The organism is Neobacillus nitrireducens (assembly GCF_030915405.1).
GTDB lineage: Bacteria > Bacillota > Bacilli > Bacillales > Cytobacillaceae > Neobacillus.
In genome coordinates this window covers 3,835,164-3,857,124 of sequence record NZ_CP133262.1, presented here as the reverse complement: position 1 = coordinate 3,857,124, position 21,961 = coordinate 3,835,164, and the positions used below count along the sequence as shown (strand labels likewise).

Annotated in this window: 11 protein-coding genes and 1 pseudogene; 2 read left to right on the top strand and 10 right to left on the bottom strand. The window is 36.2% G+C overall.

Translation table 11 applies throughout. The annotated features are described in order from the left end of the window. Positions 1 to 112: 112 nt before the first annotated feature. From RCG22_RS18640 to RCG22_RS18625, 4 genes and pseudogenes are all read right to left on the bottom strand, one after another. Positions 113 to 2,437, bottom strand: a complete 2,325-nt coding sequence (locus RCG22_RS18640; protein ID WP_308104159.1) for an SH3 domain-containing protein — start codon at positions 2,435 to 2,437, stop codon at positions 113 to 115. 288 nt (positions 2,438 to 2,725) lie between these two features. Then, positions 2,726 to 3,895: pseudogene (locus RCG22_RS18635) on the bottom strand (CDP-glycerol glycerophosphotransferase family protein); the annotation flags it as partial. 95 nt (positions 3,896 to 3,990) lie between these two features. Continuing rightward, positions 3,991 to 4,875 carry a UTP--glucose-1-phosphate uridylyltransferase GalU gene (gene galU, locus RCG22_RS18630; protein ID WP_308104158.1) on the bottom strand — a complete coding sequence of 295 codons (885 nt, stop codon included), beginning with the start codon at positions 4,873 to 4,875 and terminating at the stop codon, positions 3,991 to 3,993. A gap of 52 nt (positions 4,876 to 4,927) precedes the next feature. Next, complete coding sequence (locus RCG22_RS18625; protein WP_308104157.1) at positions 4,928 to 8,050, bottom strand: CDP-glycerol glycerophosphotransferase family protein; 3,123 nt, start codon at positions 8,048 to 8,050, stop codon at positions 4,928 to 4,930. Positions 8,051 to 8,293: 243 nt separating this feature from the next. Here RCG22_RS18625 and RCG22_RS18620 point away from each other — a divergent pair, with 243 nt between their 5' ends. Then, a complete protein-coding gene (locus RCG22_RS18620) occupies positions 8,294 to 9,631 on the top strand; it encodes a glycosyltransferase family 2 protein (protein ID WP_308104156.1) in 1,338 nt (445 codons plus the stop codon). A gap of 46 nt (positions 9,632 to 9,677) precedes the next feature. Here the strand turns inward: RCG22_RS18620 and RCG22_RS18615 are convergent, their stop codons facing one another. From RCG22_RS18615 to RCG22_RS18595, 5 genes are all read right to left on the bottom strand, one after another. Beyond that, complete coding sequence (locus tag RCG22_RS18615; protein ID WP_308104155.1) at positions 9,678 to 12,068, bottom strand: glucosaminidase domain-containing protein; 2,391 nt, start codon at positions 12,066 to 12,068, stop codon at positions 9,678 to 9,680. 316 nt (positions 12,069 to 12,384) lie between these two features. Further along, positions 12,385 to 15,072 carry a bifunctional glycosyltransferase/CDP-glycerol:glycerophosphate glycerophosphotransferase gene (locus tag RCG22_RS18610; RefSeq protein ID WP_308104154.1) on the bottom strand — a complete coding sequence of 896 codons (2,688 nt, stop codon included), beginning with the start codon at positions 15,070 to 15,072 and terminating at the stop codon, positions 12,385 to 12,387. A 37-nt stretch (positions 15,073 to 15,109) separates the two neighbouring features. Next, positions 15,110 to 16,312, bottom strand: coding sequence for a DHHW family protein (locus tag RCG22_RS18605; protein WP_308104153.1), 1,203 nt, complete (start codon positions 16,310 to 16,312; stop codon positions 15,110 to 15,112). A gap of 17 nt (positions 16,313 to 16,329) precedes the next feature. Next, positions 16,330 to 17,748: an MBOAT family O-acyltransferase gene (locus tag RCG22_RS18600; RefSeq protein WP_308104152.1), complete on the bottom strand. Its 1,419-nt coding sequence runs from the start codon at positions 17,746 to 17,748 to the stop codon at positions 16,330 to 16,332. 20 nt (positions 17,749 to 17,768) lie between these two features. Further along, complete coding sequence (locus tag RCG22_RS18595; RefSeq protein WP_308104151.1) at positions 17,769 to 19,928, bottom strand: bifunctional glycosyltransferase/CDP-glycerol:glycerophosphate glycerophosphotransferase; 2,160 nt, start codon at positions 19,926 to 19,928, stop codon at positions 17,769 to 17,771. Positions 19,929 to 20,134: 206 nt separating this feature from the next. Here RCG22_RS18595 and RCG22_RS18590 point away from each other — a divergent pair, with 206 nt between their 5' ends. Continuing rightward, positions 20,135 to 21,160 (top strand): acyltransferase, encoded by a 1,026-nt coding sequence (locus RCG22_RS18590; protein WP_308104150.1) that lies wholly within the window; start codon positions 20,135 to 20,137, stop codon positions 21,158 to 21,160. 55 nt (positions 21,161 to 21,215) lie between these two features. On the opposite strand, the gene RCG22_RS18585 is transcribed toward RCG22_RS18590, so the two are convergent. Continuing rightward, positions 21,216 to 21,932: a polysaccharide deacetylase family protein gene (locus RCG22_RS18585; RefSeq protein ID WP_308104149.1), complete on the bottom strand. Its 717-nt coding sequence runs from the start codon at positions 21,930 to 21,932 to the stop codon at positions 21,216 to 21,218. Positions 21,933 to 21,961 lie beyond the last annotated feature (29 nt).

Below are 21,961 nucleotides of genomic sequence, written 5' to 3'. Positions count from 1 at the left end.
CATCGTAACGACTCAAGCTTCTTCATCAGAAATGAACGTTCGTATTAGGGACTATCGCTTCACCTCATTTTATTTTTACTAAACTACTATTGTTAAAAAATATTAAAACAACTTAATATAAATCCTTCGTATAAAGGTAAGCTGCACTTACCCAAGCAGTTGATGCATCCGCCATTTTTAGTTGGTACCATGAATTTGATGGGTCCATCATTAAAGAACCATCTGATTTTGTAACAATAGAAACATACTCATTGAATCCCAATTTTCCAATCGAGGGGTAGGATTTGTCTGGCCCTTTTCGAATATTAAGCTCTGAAACTGTAACTCTTCCTAAATTTTTCACAGATAAAAAGTTTTTATATTTACTAAAATCCACATCATTGGTCCAGTATTCTTTATTGTCCACTTTAACCCTCAGCCAAAAGTCATTGGTTTTTTCTAGAAGATTAAAGGAGGCTCCTTTTTTAATGGTTTTGACAGCGTCATGAACGCCTTTTTGACTATTAAGAACGATTTGTTTATCTGCTGAGAGGGTGACACTCGCAACAATACCGGCCGGAAACACATCCCCGCCAACGGGAACAGATGGTCTCGTTGGGACTAGAGTATCAGCCTTGGCCCCAGCATAATAGGCTTTATCATAGGAAAGAATCCTTTCCATATGCTGGCTAATGACCTTTCCCCAATTCGGATCACTTGCGTAGAAAAAGTTCATTCCTTCACTGCTGGAATCAATTCTTGCATTCGTTAATGTTTTGGTGCTGAACCCTAAATAGGCCCCTTGATACTTCCAATTTGCAGGATTTAAGTACGTTGATTTCATTTCACGGGCAATGTAGTCAATGCACAGTTCTACACTAGCAAACCGGTAAGCAGCTATAAAAGGAGCTGCATCATACGCACCAAAGCCAAATAAGTTGTTCTTGGCCATCGAAATAGGGGAGGTTCCATAGGCGCTTTCGTGGATTGCATGGGCTGCTAGGTAAAGTGCATTTACCCCATATCTTTCTCCAGCCTTAATAAATACCTTGCCTTTATCAGACAGAATACTTTTCTTCCCTGTATTTCTTACATAGGAGGCAATATAATCATCAATTTGACTAGCAGTGACAAGCGATTTTGTCCTTAAATCAATGAACTGGTAGCTATCTTTCACACCCATGGGATCACCTGTTATCACCTGCTGAAGGTATGTACCATATATATATCCGCTTGTTCCTGCATAGTTGACTTTATACCAGCCATTGGAAGTCTTACTGGTTGGGATAATAATCGTTCCAGTCGGAATCACAGTTAGAATAGTGGCATCCGTTCCTGCAGCTTGCCGTAAATTTAATGGATTCGTAACCGCATATGTATTTTTAGCTATCGCTTCCTCGGTAATCGCATCGGCAGGCGGGGTTACCTCACCCTTGTCTATTCCACCTGTGCTGGGTGTCTCAGCAGGCTGAGTGTACTTCGTAAAATCACCGCCGTAGACATAGCCTGCTTTACCGTTATAGGAGACTCTATACCAATCTCCTATCCTTTGCTTTACAGATATGATTGTTAGTTTCGGTATTTCCACTAGTTTGGTATAACTTTTCCCATAAGAGGCGTATAAATAGGTATCAAAATTGGCTTGATACTCTGTCTCTGTTTCGGAAGTTAACGTATATTTACTTACATCTCCACTATAAACGTAAAATGATTTCCCATTGTACGAAACTTTATACCAAGTTTGTCCGACACTATTTACTGCCTTATTAGCGGAATAAAGTCCGTTGTCACTTGAAAGGCTATAAACTGTGCTTTTCTTTGTATCTGGAGTCGGATACAGTTTCACTGTCTTTTTTGGAAAATAATAAGCACCCGTAATCGAACTATATTGATAATATTCCTTTAAGTAAGTTCCCTTTACCCAGCCAGTGGTTGTCACATTCTTCCCTTTACTTGAATAGATATAGGTCACCTTATACCAGTCACTTAATTTCTCCGAGCTTATCAGGGTCTTCCCCTTCGGAATTGTCAGAAGTGTTTTATAGTTTGTACTTGCTCCTGAACGGATATTGACATGATCGATGGTTTGAAACGTTGTTTTTTGAAATTGAATCGTCTTTGGAGCTAGAGAACTTTTCTCTATATACAGGGTGGTAACCCAACCAATTTTTGTTACCTTAGTTCCCCTTGAGGTAAATTGGTATGAGACCTTAAACCAGCTGCCTTTTTGCTCCATTGCCGTAATTGTTTTAGATTTAGGAATTTGAGTGATTGTTTTATGGTTTGTACTTGGACCCATTCGTAAATTAACATTTGCCGTTGTTTGATAACTGCTGTTTGCTAATCTTACTGCGCTGGCTGCCTCAACCTGATGTAAACCATTTGGAACAATAGGTGCTGCAATCTCACCTAAAAATAAACTAGTAGATATGAGGAAAACTTTACCGATATTTTTCAATGAAACACCTCCCTATGTCTCTTAATAAGATATTAGTTGGCAATTTTCTACAATTCTTTCAAAAAGATCATATTATGCCGAAAAAGGGATGAAATCTATCATTATTATCTCTTATTCATCCAAGATTTTAAATAGATTCCAATAAATACTTGTTGCAATAGAGAAAAATAGGAAATTTTTCTTATAAAAATGGGGTGGTTTTTCGTAGAATTTGTCACAACTCTCTGACTTGAGGCGGGTTAAAATGACAAAAACGCCCATTTTCAAACATGGGCGTTTTCGGTCTACTTATTTTCGATTCTTCAAAATTACTTCTTTAACCACTCGTTCCGCTGCATGTCCATCTTCTAAATAACAAAACCGCTGATAAAATTCATCCAGACGATCGTTCGAAATAGCTGCCTCTCCTAGACCTTTAATGGCAGTAATCACTTCATCCGTTGTTTCGACGAGCGGTCCAGGTGCTTTTTCTTCAAAATCAAAATAAAAACCTCGGATATCATCCTTATATTCTTGCAGATCATATGTAAAAAATACCATCGGTCGTTTTAAATTGGCATAATCGAAAAATACAGAGGAATAATCAGTGATCAGTAAATCGCTGATTAGATAAAGCTCTTGAATGTCCTCATGCTTGGAAAAATCCCAGGCAAAGCCTTGGTACGCCTCCAAATTAAAGTTTTCAGCTACTAAATAGTGCATCCGAAGAATGATAATATATTCATCACCGAGCTCTTGCTTTAGTTTTTCCAGATCCAAATGTAAATCAAGCTTATATTTGCCCTCTTGATGAAATTGGTTATCGCGCCACGTTGGTGCATAGAGAATCACCTTTTTATCATTAGGCAGTTGATGTTTTTTCTTAAATTCCTGTGCGATTTCTTCATGACCCTGTTTGTAAAAAATATCATTTCTAGGATAACCCGATTCAATCACTTCTTTTTCAAACTGAAAAGCACGCTTAAATATTTCCGTTGAATAGCGATTGGGAGAAATTAAGTAATCCCAGTTGCGCGATTCCTGATAAAATTCCTGCTTATATTGCTCCGTCGTCGTCCCCGCCATGAGCACTTCTTTCATATCATGGGCCAGCTTCTTTAAGGGTGTTCCATGCCATGTTTGCAGATAAATCGTCTGCTTAGGTTTCGGAATCCAGAGTGGCATCCGGCTATTGGTCACCCAAAATCGTGCCCTTGCCATCAAGAACAGCCACTTTACCGAAAACCGCCTAGCAAACGGAATACCTTTATCGATGAATCCTTTTTCAAAACGAGGATCGACACTCCAAATAAGTTCATATTCAGGATGGTTCCTTTGCAGGTATTCGTAAATCGCCCGAGGATTACAGCTGTATTGCTTGCCAAGAAAGCTTTCGAACATAATCAGGTTTTTCCGAGCCGGAATAAGGGAAACCAATTGAAATACCCATTTGTACCCTACTATTACTAGCCTTTTCACCGATGATACCAATCAAACCGCGCTCCTAACGATATTAAAAGAGACACTGAAAGGGCTGCATCATAATATCCGCAGCCTTGTGTCCAATCAAAATCCTACTTATTAATTTTTACTTCTTGGTCGACAAGCTGAACTAAGTAATCTAACAACTGGTCTCTCAGTTCCTCTCTACTTAACGCCATTTCGATCGTTGTTTTAATAAATCCAAACTTTTCGCCCACATCGTAGCGGATTCCTTCAAAGTCATACGCATATACATTTTGGAGACTATTCAAACGTTGAATCGCATCTGTCAACTGAATTTCGCCGCCTGAGCCTGTTTCTTGATTTTCAAGGAGATCAAAAATCTCTGGGGTTAATATATATCTGCCCAGAATAGCTAGATTTGAAGGCGCTAACTCGACTGGCGGCTTTTCAACAAAGTTTCTCACCTCATACATGCGGCCATCTTGCCGGCTCGGATCAATAATCCCGTAACGATTGGTTTCTTCCAACGGGACTGGCTGAACACCGATCACCGAAGCACCGACTTTATCGTACATATTCATTAATTGTTTTAAAGAGGGAACTTTTGCTTGGACTATATCATCCCCCAATAACACTGCAAATGGTTCGTTCCCAATGAACTTTCTGGCGCACCAGATGGCATGTCCAAGGCCTCTTGGTTCCTTTTGTCTAATATAATGAATATCAACATTTCCCGGCTTACGAACTTCCTCGAGAAGTTCAAACTTCTCTTTTCGAGCTAGATTTTCCTCTAGTTCAAATGCGCTGTCAAAATGATCTTCAATCGCTCGTTTGCCTTTTCCTGTAACGATGATAATATCCTCAATTCCCGATTCAATCGCTTCTTCGACTATGTATTGAATGGTTGGTTTATCAACGATTGGGAGCATTTCTTTCGGCATCGCCTTCGTAGCAGGTAAAAATCGCGTCCCTAGGCCAGCAGCAGGGATAATCGCCTTTTTAACTTTACTCATTATTTATGTCTCCTTAAAATAAATTCTAGTTCTTATTATCTAAATTCCAGCCTCATTTTAATACCTGATAGAATGAGGCCATTGCCCTTTTATTGTATTCTTCTGGAATAAATTCATCAAGTCTATTATCAAACTCATTTCTAGCTAATTGAGTGAGACCTTGCTCTAGCCCTGCTATACTATTTTCAACTAATAAGCCGTACCTTCCATTTTCCAATACATTTCGATTCGCTACAATATCTGTTGCAATGATTTTCATCCCATGGGTCATCGCTTCTAATAATACCATTGGCTGTCCCTCATAATGGGAGGAAAGTACAAAACAATCACATTTTTTCATAAGGGTAAATGGATTTTCAAGTTGTCCCGTTAGATAGACAGAATCCTTTAAGTTCAATTCTGCAATTAAATTCTCTAAATCTTTTCTTAACGGACCCTCACCTAGAATATACAGCATTGAATTTTGGAAGTTCTCATGAAATCTGCCAAAAGCCTTAATTAAGTTATCCTGACCTTTCTCTGGTGATAATCTTCCCATTGTGATGAAGTTATAATTTTCTTTAACTGGCTGGGGGATCATCGTTTCTTCAATCGTTTCATTACTTTCTTCTATTTCCATCGGAACAACTAGTTTGTATTTTTTCGAATGAAGTATTTTATACAACGAAGTATTAATTCTTTCATGTAACTGTTTACGTCCTTCATATTCACGAACAATCGTTAATGCGGACGAATCCATCCAGCCAAGGAAGGTTCCTCTAACAGAAAGCCGGCTATAGATTCCTTGCTGGGTCCGAGCTTCTGTATCCACATCGACTAATCGACCCTTATAGTCCTTACCTGATGCAACTTTTTCTGTTCCTTCAAGAAAATATGGCTTGCTCCAAATGTCATGTCCTTGTCCATGGGAAATAATGGCTAATTTCTGCACGGGTGTTTGAAACAAAATACTATCCGGAAGCATTTCAAAACATGCCTGGTCTAGCCAGCCGACAATTCGGTCCTCAAGCGTAAACTTATAATAATGATTGGATATGGTTTGAACCTTACGTAAAATTGCCACTTCCTGATTTAGGTATTTCATGGCTGGCGCAAGTTCAGTTGCACCTGCTACAACAGGTGGCCTGTTCCAGATAACTTGATCTTTAGGAAGAGAGATTCTTGCCCTTGCTTTAAAGACCGTATTATTAATAATTTGGTCATCAAACAGAGCCTCATTGATTAATGATTTCGTGATACTATCAGGAGAATCTTCATTTCCTAATTTTAATATTTTTTCAGGATTAATCGAGTTCATGACGTAATCAAATTTAAACTCCTCGGCAAATTCGACTAAATTACTTTTATTTAACTCCATCGTTGCAGGTGATACGCTGACAAGCTTGTCAAACCTTTCGTAGACGGAAAAAAGTCCGCGTAAATTAATACGATGCGGTCGGCGCCCATTGATGACTTTTTCACTATCTGTACGGATGTCATTATGCATATAACAGATTTTTTTCTTGGCATCGGAAGCTAGCAAATATTTGGCCCAATATAGGCTGTACCCGCTGAAGTCGATTGCATAATCAAATTGTGCCCGTCCTGATAATCTGTTGTATTCCCGCTGGTAGGCTTTCTCCGGATAAAGCTTCTTTGTTACTTTACTATGCGCACCACGGTTATGTACAAATTTATCCCGATAAACTTCCAAAAGACTACGTACTTCTAAGCCGCTTCGGAACAGGAACCTGGCATTCTTATTCACCTTGGCAAGATTATTTAATGCTTCCTTCGCCTTTGGGGGTTTCATCAAAATACTCACATCATACTTCGTATAATCGATGTTATCGACAAGATTAATAAAGGAGGAAGTAATCCCATTGTTCAACAACCCGCCAGGATAAATAAGGATTTTCTTTTTTCCCTTGTCTAATTGATTAATGACGTTGACCGGATTCTTTTCCTGATGAAAAACGTATTGGACGATCCTTTCGGTAACCTTTCCATCATCATGATTAGTGAATTTATTTTTTGCTGCTTGGTAGATGGGACGGAAGTTTTCACTTATTGCCGAGATATCCAGAACAGCCTTTGCTACTTCTTCAATGGTAAAGAGAGTCGGCCCTGGTAATTCGTCCTCGGACAGATACATGCCTCTTTCTTCACGATAATCATCATAATCCCAAATATAGAATAAAATTGGTTTATTAGTGACGAGGTAATCAAAAAAGATACTAGAGTAGTCGGTAATTAACAGATCCACCACACTTAACAACTCATTCGTATCGACAAAGTCTGGGATGAGGATATCTTTGATTTCACTAAATTTCCGTGCCTGATCATATAAAAAAGGATGAACTTTAACCAAAAGGTTATAGTCTTTTCCAACCTTATTCCTCAAATAATTCATTTCACTTATGATTTGAAACATATCATTTTTTGCTTTGGATATATTAGTTCCTTTCCATGTTGGAGCATAAAGCAGGGTTTGTTTATTTTTATCCATAGCCAGCCCTAATCCTTCTAAAAAAAGCTTGAATTTCTCCGAATCCGTTTGATAGGTAAGATCGATTCTTGGATAGCCATCTTGTAAAATTTTTCCATTATAAAGACCGTTCAATTTATAACTATCAAGTAAGATTTTTGTTGTATGGTCATTTGGACTTAAGAGGTAATCCGCACTCAGAAAATTCCTTACCACATTCTGCGAGTGGGCAGGATTCCCAGGGATATCAAATCCCATACTCTTAAGCGGGGTCCCATGCCATGTATTAATATAGATTTGGTCCGCCTTGGGAATAAAAAAGGCCTGAAAGGTAGAATTATTAATTAGATACTTACTAGTAGCTAACCACTTTAGATATTGCTTGGAATTCCGTTTGACAAATATCACATTTTTCAAATCTTGATAATCTGTAAGTACTCTATTTAGCTCCTCGGGATTATTAATTGACCAAATATGTTTGAAGTTCTTATATTTTGGGTTATTGACAAGGTATTTAAAGATCGCATAGGGACTATCTGTTAAACTTTTTCCGTCCCTGCTTTCATATAAAATGGTATCGTCAATCACGTTTAATTTTTCTAAGTACCTTCTATATTGAAAATTTCTACGATGATTGGACTTTCTTAAATAATTATAGAGGGGTCCAATAATAAATTTGATTCTTCTTTTTAAAACCTTTCGATTCATAAAAATTTACAGCTCCCTTGCAAGTTCACTTTCTTCTATTTTTTATTAGCTATTCTTACCAATTTTGAGGAGTTCTATGTACGGAGCAGACAATCTACTTTTCTAAACCAAAAAAAGCAAATGGAAATGACAAAATTTGTTTGTCATCAATTTGCTAGTTTGCCATTGATATTGTACTAACCCAGCCACTTTACTATAATGAAGAGAAGACTCACCACAAATACAGTTAAGGGGCAGTTACAAATGCTTTTTTCGATGATCATTCCTGTTTATAATGCAGAAAAGTATGTACATGAGGCGATTGAAAGTCTTATTAATCAAACAGTAAACTTTAAAGAAAATGTCGAAATAGTTCTGGTTGATGATGGAAGTACCGATCAATCAAAGATTATCTGTCAAAACTACGTAAGCCAATATCCCAGCAATATTACATATGTCTACCGCGACAATGCCGGACCTGGCAGTGCCCGGAATACTGGTCTTAATCATGTATCAGTTCATTCCGATTATATTGGCTTCCTTGATGCCGATGATCTTCTGTCCGAGAATTCACTTGAAAAGGTGGCCAGTTTCTTTTCTCAGCATGAGGATGTTCAACTTGCTGTGATTCCCCTTTACCATTTTGAACGAATCGATACCCCGCACCGATTAAATTATCGGTTTGAGCGTGGAGACCGGGTGATTCATATTCTCGAAGAGTATACGGGGATTCATTTTCATATTGGCGGATGCTTTTTTAAAGCGGAGCATTTTCTTAACAATCCTCATATGCGTTTTCAAACAGATATTAAATTTTGGGAGGATGCCCTCTTTATCAATACCTTTTTATTAGAACATAAGCAATACGGGGTGGTCTCCGAAGCAAAATACCATTACCGCCGCCGTGTAGATGAGGACTCCCTCGTGAGTAATGCCTGGTATCAAAAATCAAGGTACACAGAAATGATTAGACGATGTTATTTAAAACTGATTAATGAATCCAAGAGTCGATACAATGAGATTCTGCCATATGTACAGTTTTTAATCACATATCATAGCCGGTTGTATCTTTTCCCAAAAAACAATCCCATTATATATGAGGTATTAACGCAAGAAGAACAAGAAGAGTTTTTTGAGGAGTTTGTCCGGTTAATTCAATTGTTTGATCAGAAATACATCATAGAACAGGACATGCCCTTTTATTATAAAACCTATTTGCTAAACTTGAGTGATAATGGCTGGCCCTACAAGGAGGATTTCAGTCCCAAAAAGATTGAAAAACAAAAGGTCGTGATAACAGATTGTAACTACCGTGGTTTAAAGTGGTTAATTAAGGGTCATTTCAAGAATAAAGCATACTTTATGAAGGAGAATGATCGTCTGTTTATTAAAGCGAAAGATAAGCTTACGTATTTGCCGAAAACCGAAATTCCAGGAAAGCTAAGGATCATCTGGGGGACTATAGTCCGGAATTATGAGCATGCCGGTTTCGAAACCACTCTACCCTTTTACCGGAGTAAATTCCAATTCGGCCTGGAAACCGAATCGGGTAATAGATACATGTTAAACGAAGTAAACTTGAAAAAAGTAAAGTTGGGTTAATATAAAAAGGGTGAATCCAAAATAAAATGGATCCACCCTTTTTTCATTATTGATAGACAGGAACATCGTAGAGCAACGTGAATTGTGTTAACGTACTTAGCATCTGTGACATTCTCGTTGTTTGTTTTATAGCCCAGCCGATATCTGTTGCATACTGATGAGCTGCATAGCCATAGGTATCCATCGCTGCTGGATTCCAGCGCATTTTATATAATGTGTCTTGTCCAGCATGGATGTAGTTTTCAGCCGCAAATTTTGCCCCGCCAATGATTGCCTTCTCAACTGTCGTCCATCCCTGTTCATAAGCAAACTGTGCACCATAGTAATCTGGGTTTCGATCATAAGCACCCACGCCATACACATTATAAACCGTAACGCCGTTAACTTTTATTCCAGTGGCAAGCGCACTTTTGCCATTACCTGTTTCTAAGAAAGAATGACTGATAAGGTATATTTCATTAATATGGTAGGTTTGTGCTGCTTTAATATAAGAACTTCCCTTACCAGCTAATACCCCTTTTCCATAAAGAATTCGGTTATTCAATTCGGTTGCATTTGTCCCGGCTGGATGCGACAAGATTAAGAATTGCAAATACGTATCCGAATTGGAGCGGAAGTTCAGCGGGTCCAGATAATATTCAATTTGTGAGGTCGTAGCTGCAGACCAGACTGAATTTATATCAGAAACCGGCGATGCATTCTCTTGCATATATAAAGCTTGTTCTAGAGTCAAATCATATTCAGTATTTTTTTGTACACCTATATCTGATTTCTTAATATAGCAAACTATCATTTTACCATTTACATTAATTCTGGATTTATACCAATTTTCGCTATAATCATAAAACCTTAATATAGTATTTCTCGAATACTTTCTAAGTATTTGTGCTTCGGTTGATGGTAGAGAATAAACATTAGTTATTGATTTTAATGATAAGCCTTGAAGAACTTTATTCGATTCACTTGCCTTTTCTACATCGTTTTTATAGATATAGATTGTTTTACGCTTTCCTGCCACATTAATAGCAGATTTATACCAATTTGAAGTAAACGAATAAAACTTTAATATGGAACCCTGACCATAGGTCTTTAATGTATTGGCTGATAGAGTTGGAGATATATACATCTTTGTTGGGCTTTTCAAAGCAATTCCTTGTTGTAATTCAGGATTATCCGTAATCTGATCTACATCGTCTTTAGCAATATACACTACATGTTGAGTTCCATTATAAGTAATGCTTGATTTATACCATTGAGACGAATAGGTATAGTACTTTAAAGTTGATCCCGATGGATAGGTCCTTATTACATGAGCACCTTTTTTTGGTAAGGAATACATATTAATTGGTTCTTTCAACGAAATACCTTTTTGTAACTTAGGGTTGGTTGTGGGTTTCTCAATATCATCTTTGTGAATATAAATGGTCCGCCACTGGCCATTCACCGTTACGAACGATTTGTACCATCCCGATGTAAAGCTATAAAAAGTTAGAAATGAATCTTTGGCATATGTTCGCAACACTTGCGCAGTTCTTGATGGTGAGGCATACATTTTAGTTGGGTTCTGTACCGCAAACCCCCGTTGTTTAACCGGATTAGCTGTCGGTATTTCTATATCATCTTTATGAATATATATAGTCAGCCACTGACCATTCACGGTTACGTTCGACTTGTACCAACCAGATGTATAGGTATAAAATTTTAGTAGCGAGCCTTCGCTATAAAACTTTTCCACTTTTGAACTTCTTGTTGGTGAAGTATACAAATTGGTTTCGGATTTAATTGCAATTCCTTCATATTTTACCGGGGTAGAAGTCACTAACTCAATTGCACCTTTTTGTATGTAACCTGATTGATCGGTTCCATCGACATTGACAGTAGTAACATACCAATCCTCTGAAAAATCATACACTTTTACTGAAGTACCCTCTGTATATGTCTGAAGGCTGGTAGAGTCTATAGAATTTTCGGCAAAGACATTAGTCTCTGGCTGGATCGTTATCCCAGTAAGTTCGACCTCTACATTCGAATTTTTATCCGCCGCCACATTGTCTTTTTCCACTGTTGTGGTTTTAACTCTTGTTACTTGATCCTTCTCAACTGGAGCAGATGTTTCTTCAGTTACTGATTCCTTTTCAACCCCAGCTGTTGTTTCTTTAGTTACTGATTCCTTTTCAACCACAGCTGTTGTTTCTTTAGTTACTGATTCCCCTTCAACCGCAGCTGTTGTTTCTTTAGTTACTGATTCCTCTTCAACCACAGCTGTTGTATCACTATTAACCAGATTCTGGTTAATCCCAGCTGTTGTATTCTGGCTCTCGACAGAAGTTATTGCTTCCTCCGTTGAGCTCCCCTCTGCTAAAGCAGGTAAAGGGCTCATTGTAAATAATAAGCCAGCAATAGCAGCATGCACAACTATCTTTCTAACCTTCTCCATAATACCTCCCTATAAGTAATAAATAATTTTTAGAGACCTCTTGTCCCTTCAGTCCTCTACAAAGTTTGACCTTGAAATGAGAATAATAACGTTCTCTATAAATCTAGCAAAATATAAATGTAATACTTCAAGAACATATTTCAGTAGACGAACTATTTTATATTGTAACAATATAGTTATAGAATTTTAATCTATTTTTACAATTTACGACAAATTACTTATTCCATAAACAACAATTTATGGGGCCTTTTAACTAGGGCTATAAAATTAAAGAGCTATTCCCTAATGAGAATAGCTCTTTTGTGGCTGCTCTAGCTTATTTTATAGTCTTATTTAGTTGATTAATTTGACGAATCGCATCATAAATCCTTTTTCTGTTATTTTCATCAGTAAATGGATAAAAGCTTTCTACCCTTTTTACATAATTAATTGGCATTACACAATTACTTTCCATATAAGAAATAATCGTATTCACAAGGTCATCTTTATTATCAATAATTTCTCCAAATCCCATTGTTTCATAATTGAAATAACCTTCTTCAAGATGATTCTTCTCAAATTGGAAATATAATAAAGGCTTTTTTAAATACGCAAAGTCAAATGCTACAGAAGAATAATCTGTAATAAGCAAGCTGGATTCATTGAAATACTGGCGATAACTTTCTTCTAGCTTTGTGATTTTAATTTTAGGGTTGATATTAAAATCCTTTAATTGCTGCCTGATATTAGGATGCGGGAAAAACACAATTTGATAATTATATTTTTCGGCAGCTTTTACTAAGTTCTCATCGCCCAATAAACTATTGAAGTTTTCAAAATATGCACTTTCTCTAAAAGAATCACTATAAGGCCTTTCTCCAGTTAAAGGATCAATCTTATGAACTAAATAATTCCTCCATGTTGGCATTATAACGATTTGCCTCTTATCATTGTTTTCAAGTTTGTCAAAGCGGGCAAATCCTGTTAGAGCTACGTTTTTCTCTTCATAGTTATATGAACCATTTATTATTGAGTCATATTCTTGTTTTGCTGAAGTAATGAACAGACTTATATTCTTTTTATACTTATTTAACCAACCAGATATATCATCTTTTGTAATTCCGTGTTGAAGAAAAACATAATTAAATTTAAATAAATCATTGTAATACTTCTTCATCTTTTGAAATGGATTTATTACATATTCATCAGCGTGTGATGAAATTATATTATCAGATAATAGATGTAGAAGTTTATGTTTGTACGAACCATAAGAAACCACGGGACCTATTTTTTTTAATCGATTAAAATCTTCACTTTGGTTGTTAATTATAAAGTATTTTTTTATACCGTCCTTTTGATCCATTGCATATTCAAATAATGCCTCAGCATTATCATCAGCCTTATTCAAGCGGTCTAGAAATAACCATACCTGTTTTTCCCCTTTAAGATTTAACAATATTCGGTAAATCAGACGAACAATAAAAGCTTTCCTTGCCCCTACTTTTTTACTTCTCAACAACTTCTTCAGAATAAATCTTTCTAATATCCTTTGAACTTTTATATCATTTTTAAACACCACAAATGACTTTTTTGATTTCTTATAATAAATCCCAAGGTTTTGGCTAGTAAAGTAGCTCCATTTAGAATTGTTTATCCTGGAAAGAGGACCAAATTTATAATCAACTTTTATTAATTTATTCCCAAAACCAATCTTTAATTTTATTTCTTCTTTATTTTTCACCTTAGACAATGGTATTTCTAATCGATACCCTAAATATTCTTTAATCAATCTACCTAATACATATATATTATATGGTTTTCTTTCAATAATTTTTGAATAATAAATTTCAGAACCAACTTCAGCAATTACTTGTAAATCACTTTTATCAAATAAAGAACCAAAATTCCCTTCTATATACAGAACTTCGTTTTCAATATATAAGAGTTCTAAAGTTAACTTTTGCTTTTTTAATGAATTAATTATATTATTGCCACACTGTAAAAGCACATCATCCTTTAGAAAGATTGTTTTATATAAGTTTTTCTCACTATTGGAGGTTTTTAGACTAAGCAGGAAATTCTTTCTTTGTAGATTCAAGTTATTTTGATCTAAAATAACTTCTACATCTATATATTCTAAGATCCTTGCCAATAAATCGAAGAACTCACTCTTTTCAGTGTTATTTAATATTCCCTCATTATCAGAAATATTTATTCTCCATTGGATATCATATGCCAGCATATATTGAATATATTTAGGGACCTTACCAAATTTTTCAAGTGAATAATTTATCATTTCCAATTGAAACTTTTTTAAGTATTCATTGTACCATTTACTATCTCGTTTTCCACTTTGTGTAGCAGATGATGTATCCGATCTTCTTCGATAGTTGTATTGACCTTTCGGAACCACTCCATATTGCTTCTTTTCTAGTATAATTTTTGTCAGCCACTCTGTATCTTCAGCATATTTCATACTCTCGTTAAAAAAATGATCTTTTGTTGCAGCTTGCTTGATGAAAGAACTTGGTGCCGAAAGTTGAATATTTTTTGGTTCATCTAAAATATTAATGATCCTTTTTTTTGTGAATTTATTATTCAGGAGATGCGGACCTGTTTCGAGTCCAAAAAATTCCATAGGGATTGAAACTACATCAATTTCATTTCCCTTTTCCTCAAAAAATTTATACACTGATGTTAATGTTTTCGGTGATAAGGTGTCATCAGGGTCTAAAAAATTAATGTATTTACCGGTTGCAAGTTTTAATCCAGCATTCCGAGCACTACTTGCTCCATTATTATCCTTTTTTATATAAATAATATTTTGGGGATAATTCAGTGCGTAAGATTCACAAATATCTCCACTATTATCTAAGCTTCCGTCATTAACCAATATAATTTGGATATGATGTGAAAAATCTAATGTTTGATTAATAACACTATCAATAGCTTCTTCTAAATATTCTTCTACATTATAAATCGCCATAATTACTGAGAATAGAAATTGATGGTTTTCCTTTTGCACTTAAGACACTCCTCCTTTTAAAATTTACTATCTACTATCATTGATTTTCACCCTGCCCGGGATGTTTAAAGTTTGTTAATGCAGGAGTTAGAAATATCGAGTTAACATTATTAATTAGAATAACTTGATCAATTTTATTTTCTTCGACGTATTGCTCGACTGGCATTTTATTATAATGGCGTAAATCCAGCACATGTGTCTCTTTATAGTGAGGAACAAGGAATTGAATAAATGCATTAGCATAGGAATCTTTGATTATTAAAACTTTTTTCTTACTTTTTTGATTAGGATTAGTAATTATCAATTGCGAATAATCTCCTCCTAAATAAGCCACGTAACGATTTGTATACAAATCATCTTTTGTTAATAACTCCCTACTATACAAGTCTTTTTTCGAACGTGTTCCCCACTTCATGACAAATGGCTTGTGATTTTCTTTAAGCTCAGCTACAAGGACTCTATCTGCTTTCTTTGCATTTGCACTTGTTGTTTTCCTTGCATCTGAACCATAAAATGGTTTGCCCATTAATTCCCAGGAATAATCTTTATATTGATAAATCCGATCATTGATCTTTTCCTGTTTTATAATTTCTGACATTACATTCTGATAAGCAAAAAATGCTGCTTTAGCTTGCCAATGATGGTCTGTATAGAAAAACATATATTTTTCATTCATATGTTTTTTTAGACTACCTCGGGAGTCAATTGGATGGGTATTCTTATTTAGTACCTTATATAAGAGATCCATATTATTTTGTCCATAGCTCTGAAAATAAGAGGGAAATTTATTTTCCATCATTGTTGGTTTATTTGGCATTAGTGCAGTATAAACATTAATATTCTTTTTGGCTAAATTATCAGCAAATTGATTGATACTATTTGCTATTTTTTTGGCATCAGTCAATGTTCCTTCAGCTACCCGTGATAATAAATAACCATCATCCGCCACGTAGACATCCTCAATTACATTTTGTCTGAAGAAATCTTTGTTAATTAAAGCATTCGTTTCAATAAATGAATCACGCATCGGAAATTGATCATTGTAATATTGTTCAAATCGCTTAGCATACTCTCCTGTAAGTAAATTATCTTTATTTAAATCAGGCCTTTGCGCCAGATTTCGATTTTCTAGTAACGACATAGACTTCGACGGAGTCACAAAAGTAAAGATAAAGAAGCCGAAGATAGTTAACAGAAAAATAATCATTACGGCAAGGCCTTGTACATTAGCTTTTTTCATAATTCCCTCCATATTCATTAAAACCTAAAATAAATAAATGGATTGAAAGTACTCGAAACCACGCTAACAAGCGTTAAAAAGAAAATAACAGCATAACTTGCTGTGACCAACAAATTTCGGCCACTGGCGATTCCCGTTGGCCCCGGTTTAATAACTTTGTCTTTGAGAACTTGGAATACAGGCGTGGCAGCGATGATAGCAATCAATAGGACGATTCCATATTGGGAAAGGTAAAAACTAGCCTGCTGGTCCCAAACAGGATTGCCATTTGCAAAAAACATCACTTTCAAATAATTAAACCCATACGTAAATGTTTCGGCACGGAAGAAAACCCAGCCAATCATCACCACAATCAGGGCATAAAGATGTTGGAGTACCGTTGGAATACTTTTAATCCATTTAAGTAAGAAGGCTTTTTCTAACATAATTAACACTCCGTAATAAACACCCCAGGCAATGAACGTCCAGGCGGCGCCATGCCAAATCCCTGTAGCAAGCCAGACAATGAATAAATTACGGTAAGTTTTATACGTTCCACCACGGTTTCCACCTAAAGGAATATATAAATAATCTTTAAACCAGGTACTTAAAGAGATATGCCATCTTCTCCAAAATTCGGTTGCAGAACGAGAAATATACGGATAATTGAAGTTCTCAAGGAAGTCAAAACCAAACATTCTTCCTAAGCCGATGGCCATATCGGAATATCCCGAAAAGTCAAAGTAGATTTGTAATGAATAAGCAATGATCCCAATCCACGCCATTCCCACGGACATCTCACCTGCAGGCATTGAAAATACTTGGTCAGCGACCCATCCGCAATTATTGGCTAAAATCATTTTCTTCGCTAAGCCAATGATAAATCGTTTGGTCCCATAGGCAAATTTCGATAACGATTCTTTCCGTTCATCGATTTGATGGGCCACTGTTACATATCGAACAATTGGTCCAGCAATCAGCTGTGGAAACAACGCCTTATACATGGCCATGTTGATTAGATTTTTTTGAGCTTTCGCATCTTTTCTGTACACATCAATCACATAGCTTAGTCCCTGAAAGGTAAAAAAGGAAATTCCTAACGGGAAAGGGATATTTCCTAATTCAATCGTTGTTCCAAACAGTTCATTAATGTTGTCGACAATAAAATTGGCGTATTTGAAAACAATCAAAATAGAAAGGTTCGCAAAAATAGTTACCCCCATTACCCACTTAACCAAGACATGTTTTTCCCTATTTTGATCAACTAAGAGGGCAAAAACATAATTGAGTATAATTGAGAGAAACAAAAATAAAACAAACTTGGGTTCCCCCCATGCATAAAAGAACAAACTAGCCAAAAGTAAGATGGTATTTCTTAACTTTCTAGGGGCTAAAAAATATAAAGTTAGTGTGAGAGGCAAAAATAAAAATAAAAATACGGTTGAACTAAATAGCACGTTTTTTATCCTCCGTCATTCTATGATTGTTTTTGAAAGGATGGATCCTCACCCAGCAGGACTTTTTTGACGACCTTCTCTGTGGATTTCCCTTCATGCCAGCTGCAGAATTTTTCATAGAACGCATCGTATCTTTCTGCATACTGCTTATTTACCTCATCAATGTTTGCAATCGCATCAATGATGGCATCGCTTGTCTTAAGCAGCGGTCCTGGTCCTTCATTTTCAAAATCGAGATAGAAGCCCCTTAATTGGTCCCGATACTTATCGAGGTCATATGTAAAGAATAAAATCGGCCGTTTTAGGTTGGCGTAATCAAAAAATACAGAAGAATAATCGGTGATAAGAATATCCGAAATCAGATATAATTCAGCAATCTCATCATACTTTGAAAGATTGAACGCAAAGCCATCTAAGCCTTCCACATTAATATCATCCGCAATAAAATAGTGCATCCTTAGTGCGACCACATAGTCAGTCCCAAGAGTTTCCTTCATTTTATGTAAATCCAACTGCAGTTGAAATTTATATTTGCCTGGCTCATAGAAGTCATCGTCCCGCCAAGTTGGGGCGTATAATACCACTTTTTTATTGTTAGGGATCCCAATGCTTTTCTTTACCTTTGCCACAATTTCTTCTTTTCGTGGTGAATAAAGTATGTCATTTCTTGGGTAGCCGAACTCCAGCATTTCATTATCAAATTTAAAGGCACTTCTAAAAATTTCTGATGAATAGCGATTGGGAGATAATAAATAATCCCATGCCCGTGACTGCATATAGAAATCTTGCTTATATCTCGGGTTGGCCGAATAGACATCCTTCATATCAAATACTAGCTTCTTCAATGGGGTGCCATGCCAGGTTTCCAAAAAGACATTACCTTCTCTTTTGACAAGATGAAGCGGCTGGCGCATATTATTGATCCAATATTTCGAGACCGCAAAGTAGTAGTAATAAGCAAGGCTGAATCGTTTTACAATTTTGGCATTTCCAGGAATTTGGCGATTCTTATCATTAAACACCCATATGCACTGATAATCCAGATTGTTTTCAATGATATATTCGTAAATATTCCGGGGACTATCCGAATAGTTTTTTCCTAGGAAGCTTTCAAAAACTATGTAATTCTCTTTCATCGGGAATCTCAAGAAAAACTTATCGTAAATGTACCTTTTCAGTCTGGTGAACCCTTTAATCGCATTTTTGAAGTCCCTAGCTTCTATATGGAATCGAAATCCCTTAATGAATTTGTTTTTATCGCCTGACCGTAGCTGAGCAATTTCCCTTTTAATATGATTTGGCTGGGAAGTAATGCTAGCAGGGTTGAGAGTTTTCATTGCGGTCGACAGTAGGTCAAAAAACTCATTCAGATGTTTTTGATCTTTAAAAATATTAATAACCTCTCGTCGGTAAAAACTTAAGAGCAGCCTATCCAGATATTCCTTCACCGGTTCAGAGGTTCCATATTGTTGATTCATTTTAGAATAGACTTTAATAAAATCACGGGTTCTCTCTTGGATGGAACGTTGGCCCAGACTTTGATTGGAAATAGGATCATTCCGTACCCTTTGAAAATATGTCCAGATATTTAAACTTGGTAAACTTTTAACGAATAAAAGAAACGGGATTACCCCTGATATATCTGTGGCGCCTTCAGTTCCCTCATAGAAGCGAAGCGAATGTTCTTTGATGAAACTGCTTCGGATCAACACATTTAAAATACTACCGCTTTGGAAGATTTCAAGAATAGTTTGATCACTTACGATGACTTCTGACGGCTGTGGAATCTCTAAATCCGTCGGCCTTACTAATCGTTTAGTTCTCCCAGCAATCGCAGATGCCTCATCAATATGAGCTAGAAGGATTTCAATTCCATTTTCCGCAAGAAGGTCATCGCTATCCATAAAAAATACAAACTCTCCTGTAGCAGAACTCAAACCTTTGTTTCGTGAATAGGCAACGCCCTTTTTGGACTCATTTTTTATATAGACAATTCTTTTGTCATGTAGCAACGATTCAATATATCCTGTATTTTCTGGATCCGAATCATCATTTATAATTAATAGCTCCAAATTTGTGTAGGATTGTGTTAATACCGAATTCAAACAATCTCCGATGAATTCCATGGAGTTGTAATACGGAATGATGATTGATACCGTCGCTTTTTGTTTAGTATTCATGCTATTTCTGTCACACTCCCTGAAATTTCGACAATATTCCTCTTAGATTTTAACAATTAATCATTGTTATGTATAGAATTTGTTCATTTATACAATTTTATCTGTTTCTAAGATAATTTGTTTTTGAAAATAAAAGAAAATCAAGTAAAATAATTGAGGACATAATAGATAGACAGGCTTACACCATAAGGAGAAGGATTAATCAGATGAGAAAGTATTATTTAGACTGGCTGCGCGTGTATGCGATTATTGCGGTCGTTATGATTCATGTTAGTGCTGGCGTTGTTTTAATTAATCTTCATAAGCATAACCCTAGCTTTTTTTTAGCTGGAAATTTGTATGAAACCATTGCACGCTACGCCGTGCCCATTTTTTTCATGATTAGTGGTGCCCTCATGCTAGGCAAACGGGGCGAAATATCATTAAGGGGATTTTTGCTAAAAAGAACAAGTAAAATTTTGGTCCCTTTAATATGCTGGAGTATTTTTTATTATTTATACAAAGTATCGAAAGGAACCTTTGATTTTTCGGTGCCGCAATTTTTCCGTTATTTATTAACCGATCAAATTAACTACCATTTATGGTTTATGTATGCGATCTTAGGGCTTTACTTAATTACCCCGCTTCTTGTCATCCTCATCAAAAATGCGAAACGGGTTGAAATTGAATACTTCTTACTATTATGGGGTATCGGAACAGTGATCAGTGCATTCGTTAGGTATTATTTCGGTTTTACTTATAAATTAGAACTGAATCACGTCGCTGGAAATATTGGTTTTTTTGTGTTGGGCTATTACCTTGATCATTATGATTTTACGAAAAAATTTAAGCGTACTGTCAACATAACCGGACTTATCGGGGTAGTAGTGACTTTTTTCTTAACCTATTGGTATACCCAAAATAACAACGGTCAACTGGTTACCTATTGGTATTCCAATTTTGCCCCTAATGTCGTGTTTGTTTCCATGGCGATCTTTTTAGGCATGAAGTCGCTGAACATAAAGAAGGCACTGCCGCCAGTACTTAATTTACTCAGTATCTATAGTTTTGGCATCTATCTTGTTCATGCGTTAGTTATTTATTTTCTTAAGGATTACTCGCTGTATCTTGATAGTAATCGCATCCACCCGATGATTACCGTGCCAATCAATATTTTTATTATCCTTTCCATAAGCACGCTTATGGTTTATATCATTAAAAAGCTTCCGTTTCTCAATAAATTAATACCCTAACTCTATAAAAAGGGGCTGACCGTTTGGGCAGCCCTTTCATATCGATTTCAACTAACTATAATCGCTTGTCATTCCAAAAGTTTTTCACTACATGTCGATTGGGGTCATAAACCTCTAACTTATAACCTTTTTTCCGAAGATAATCGATGATAATTGGCAGTTGCTCAGCTGTTCCCCGTGAATCATGGAAAAGGATCACGATTGGGTCCCTTTTGCCCTTAAGTCCTGATTTAACCCTTGAGGTAATTTGGGTCGGTCTCGTCCGATTATATTTCCAATCCAGCGTATCAACATCCCAATCCCACATTTTGAAACCCCTTTTCGCTAGAGCATCGCGGAGTGGTTTTTTCATATAAGGCTTACTGCCATAAGGAGCCCGTGTCAACCTGCTATTAAACTTTGAAACTCTTAATAAAGTTTGACGTGTTTTCTCCATTTCAATTGCCACATTATTTGAACTACCGCGATATAACTTGTGGACATCATGTGAAACACTATGCAACGCTGGATAGTTCCCCTCTTTAATCATTCGTTGGACAGTTTTCGGATTTCGTTTAATATTCCCTTCGATCAAAAAGAAGGTCGCATGCGCCTTTTTCTTTTTCAAAATATCTAGGATTTTAGGGGTATATCGATTGGGTCCATCATCAAAGGTCAAATAAACAATCTTATTGGTGCTTATTTCCGACGCATAGGTGGATTCCGTTGAAAAAAAGCAGGTACTAATTAGAAGTATCATGGTAAGAAATACAGTAGATGTTTTATTTAACATAAACCTTCCCCCTCTAAATTTAAGACCAT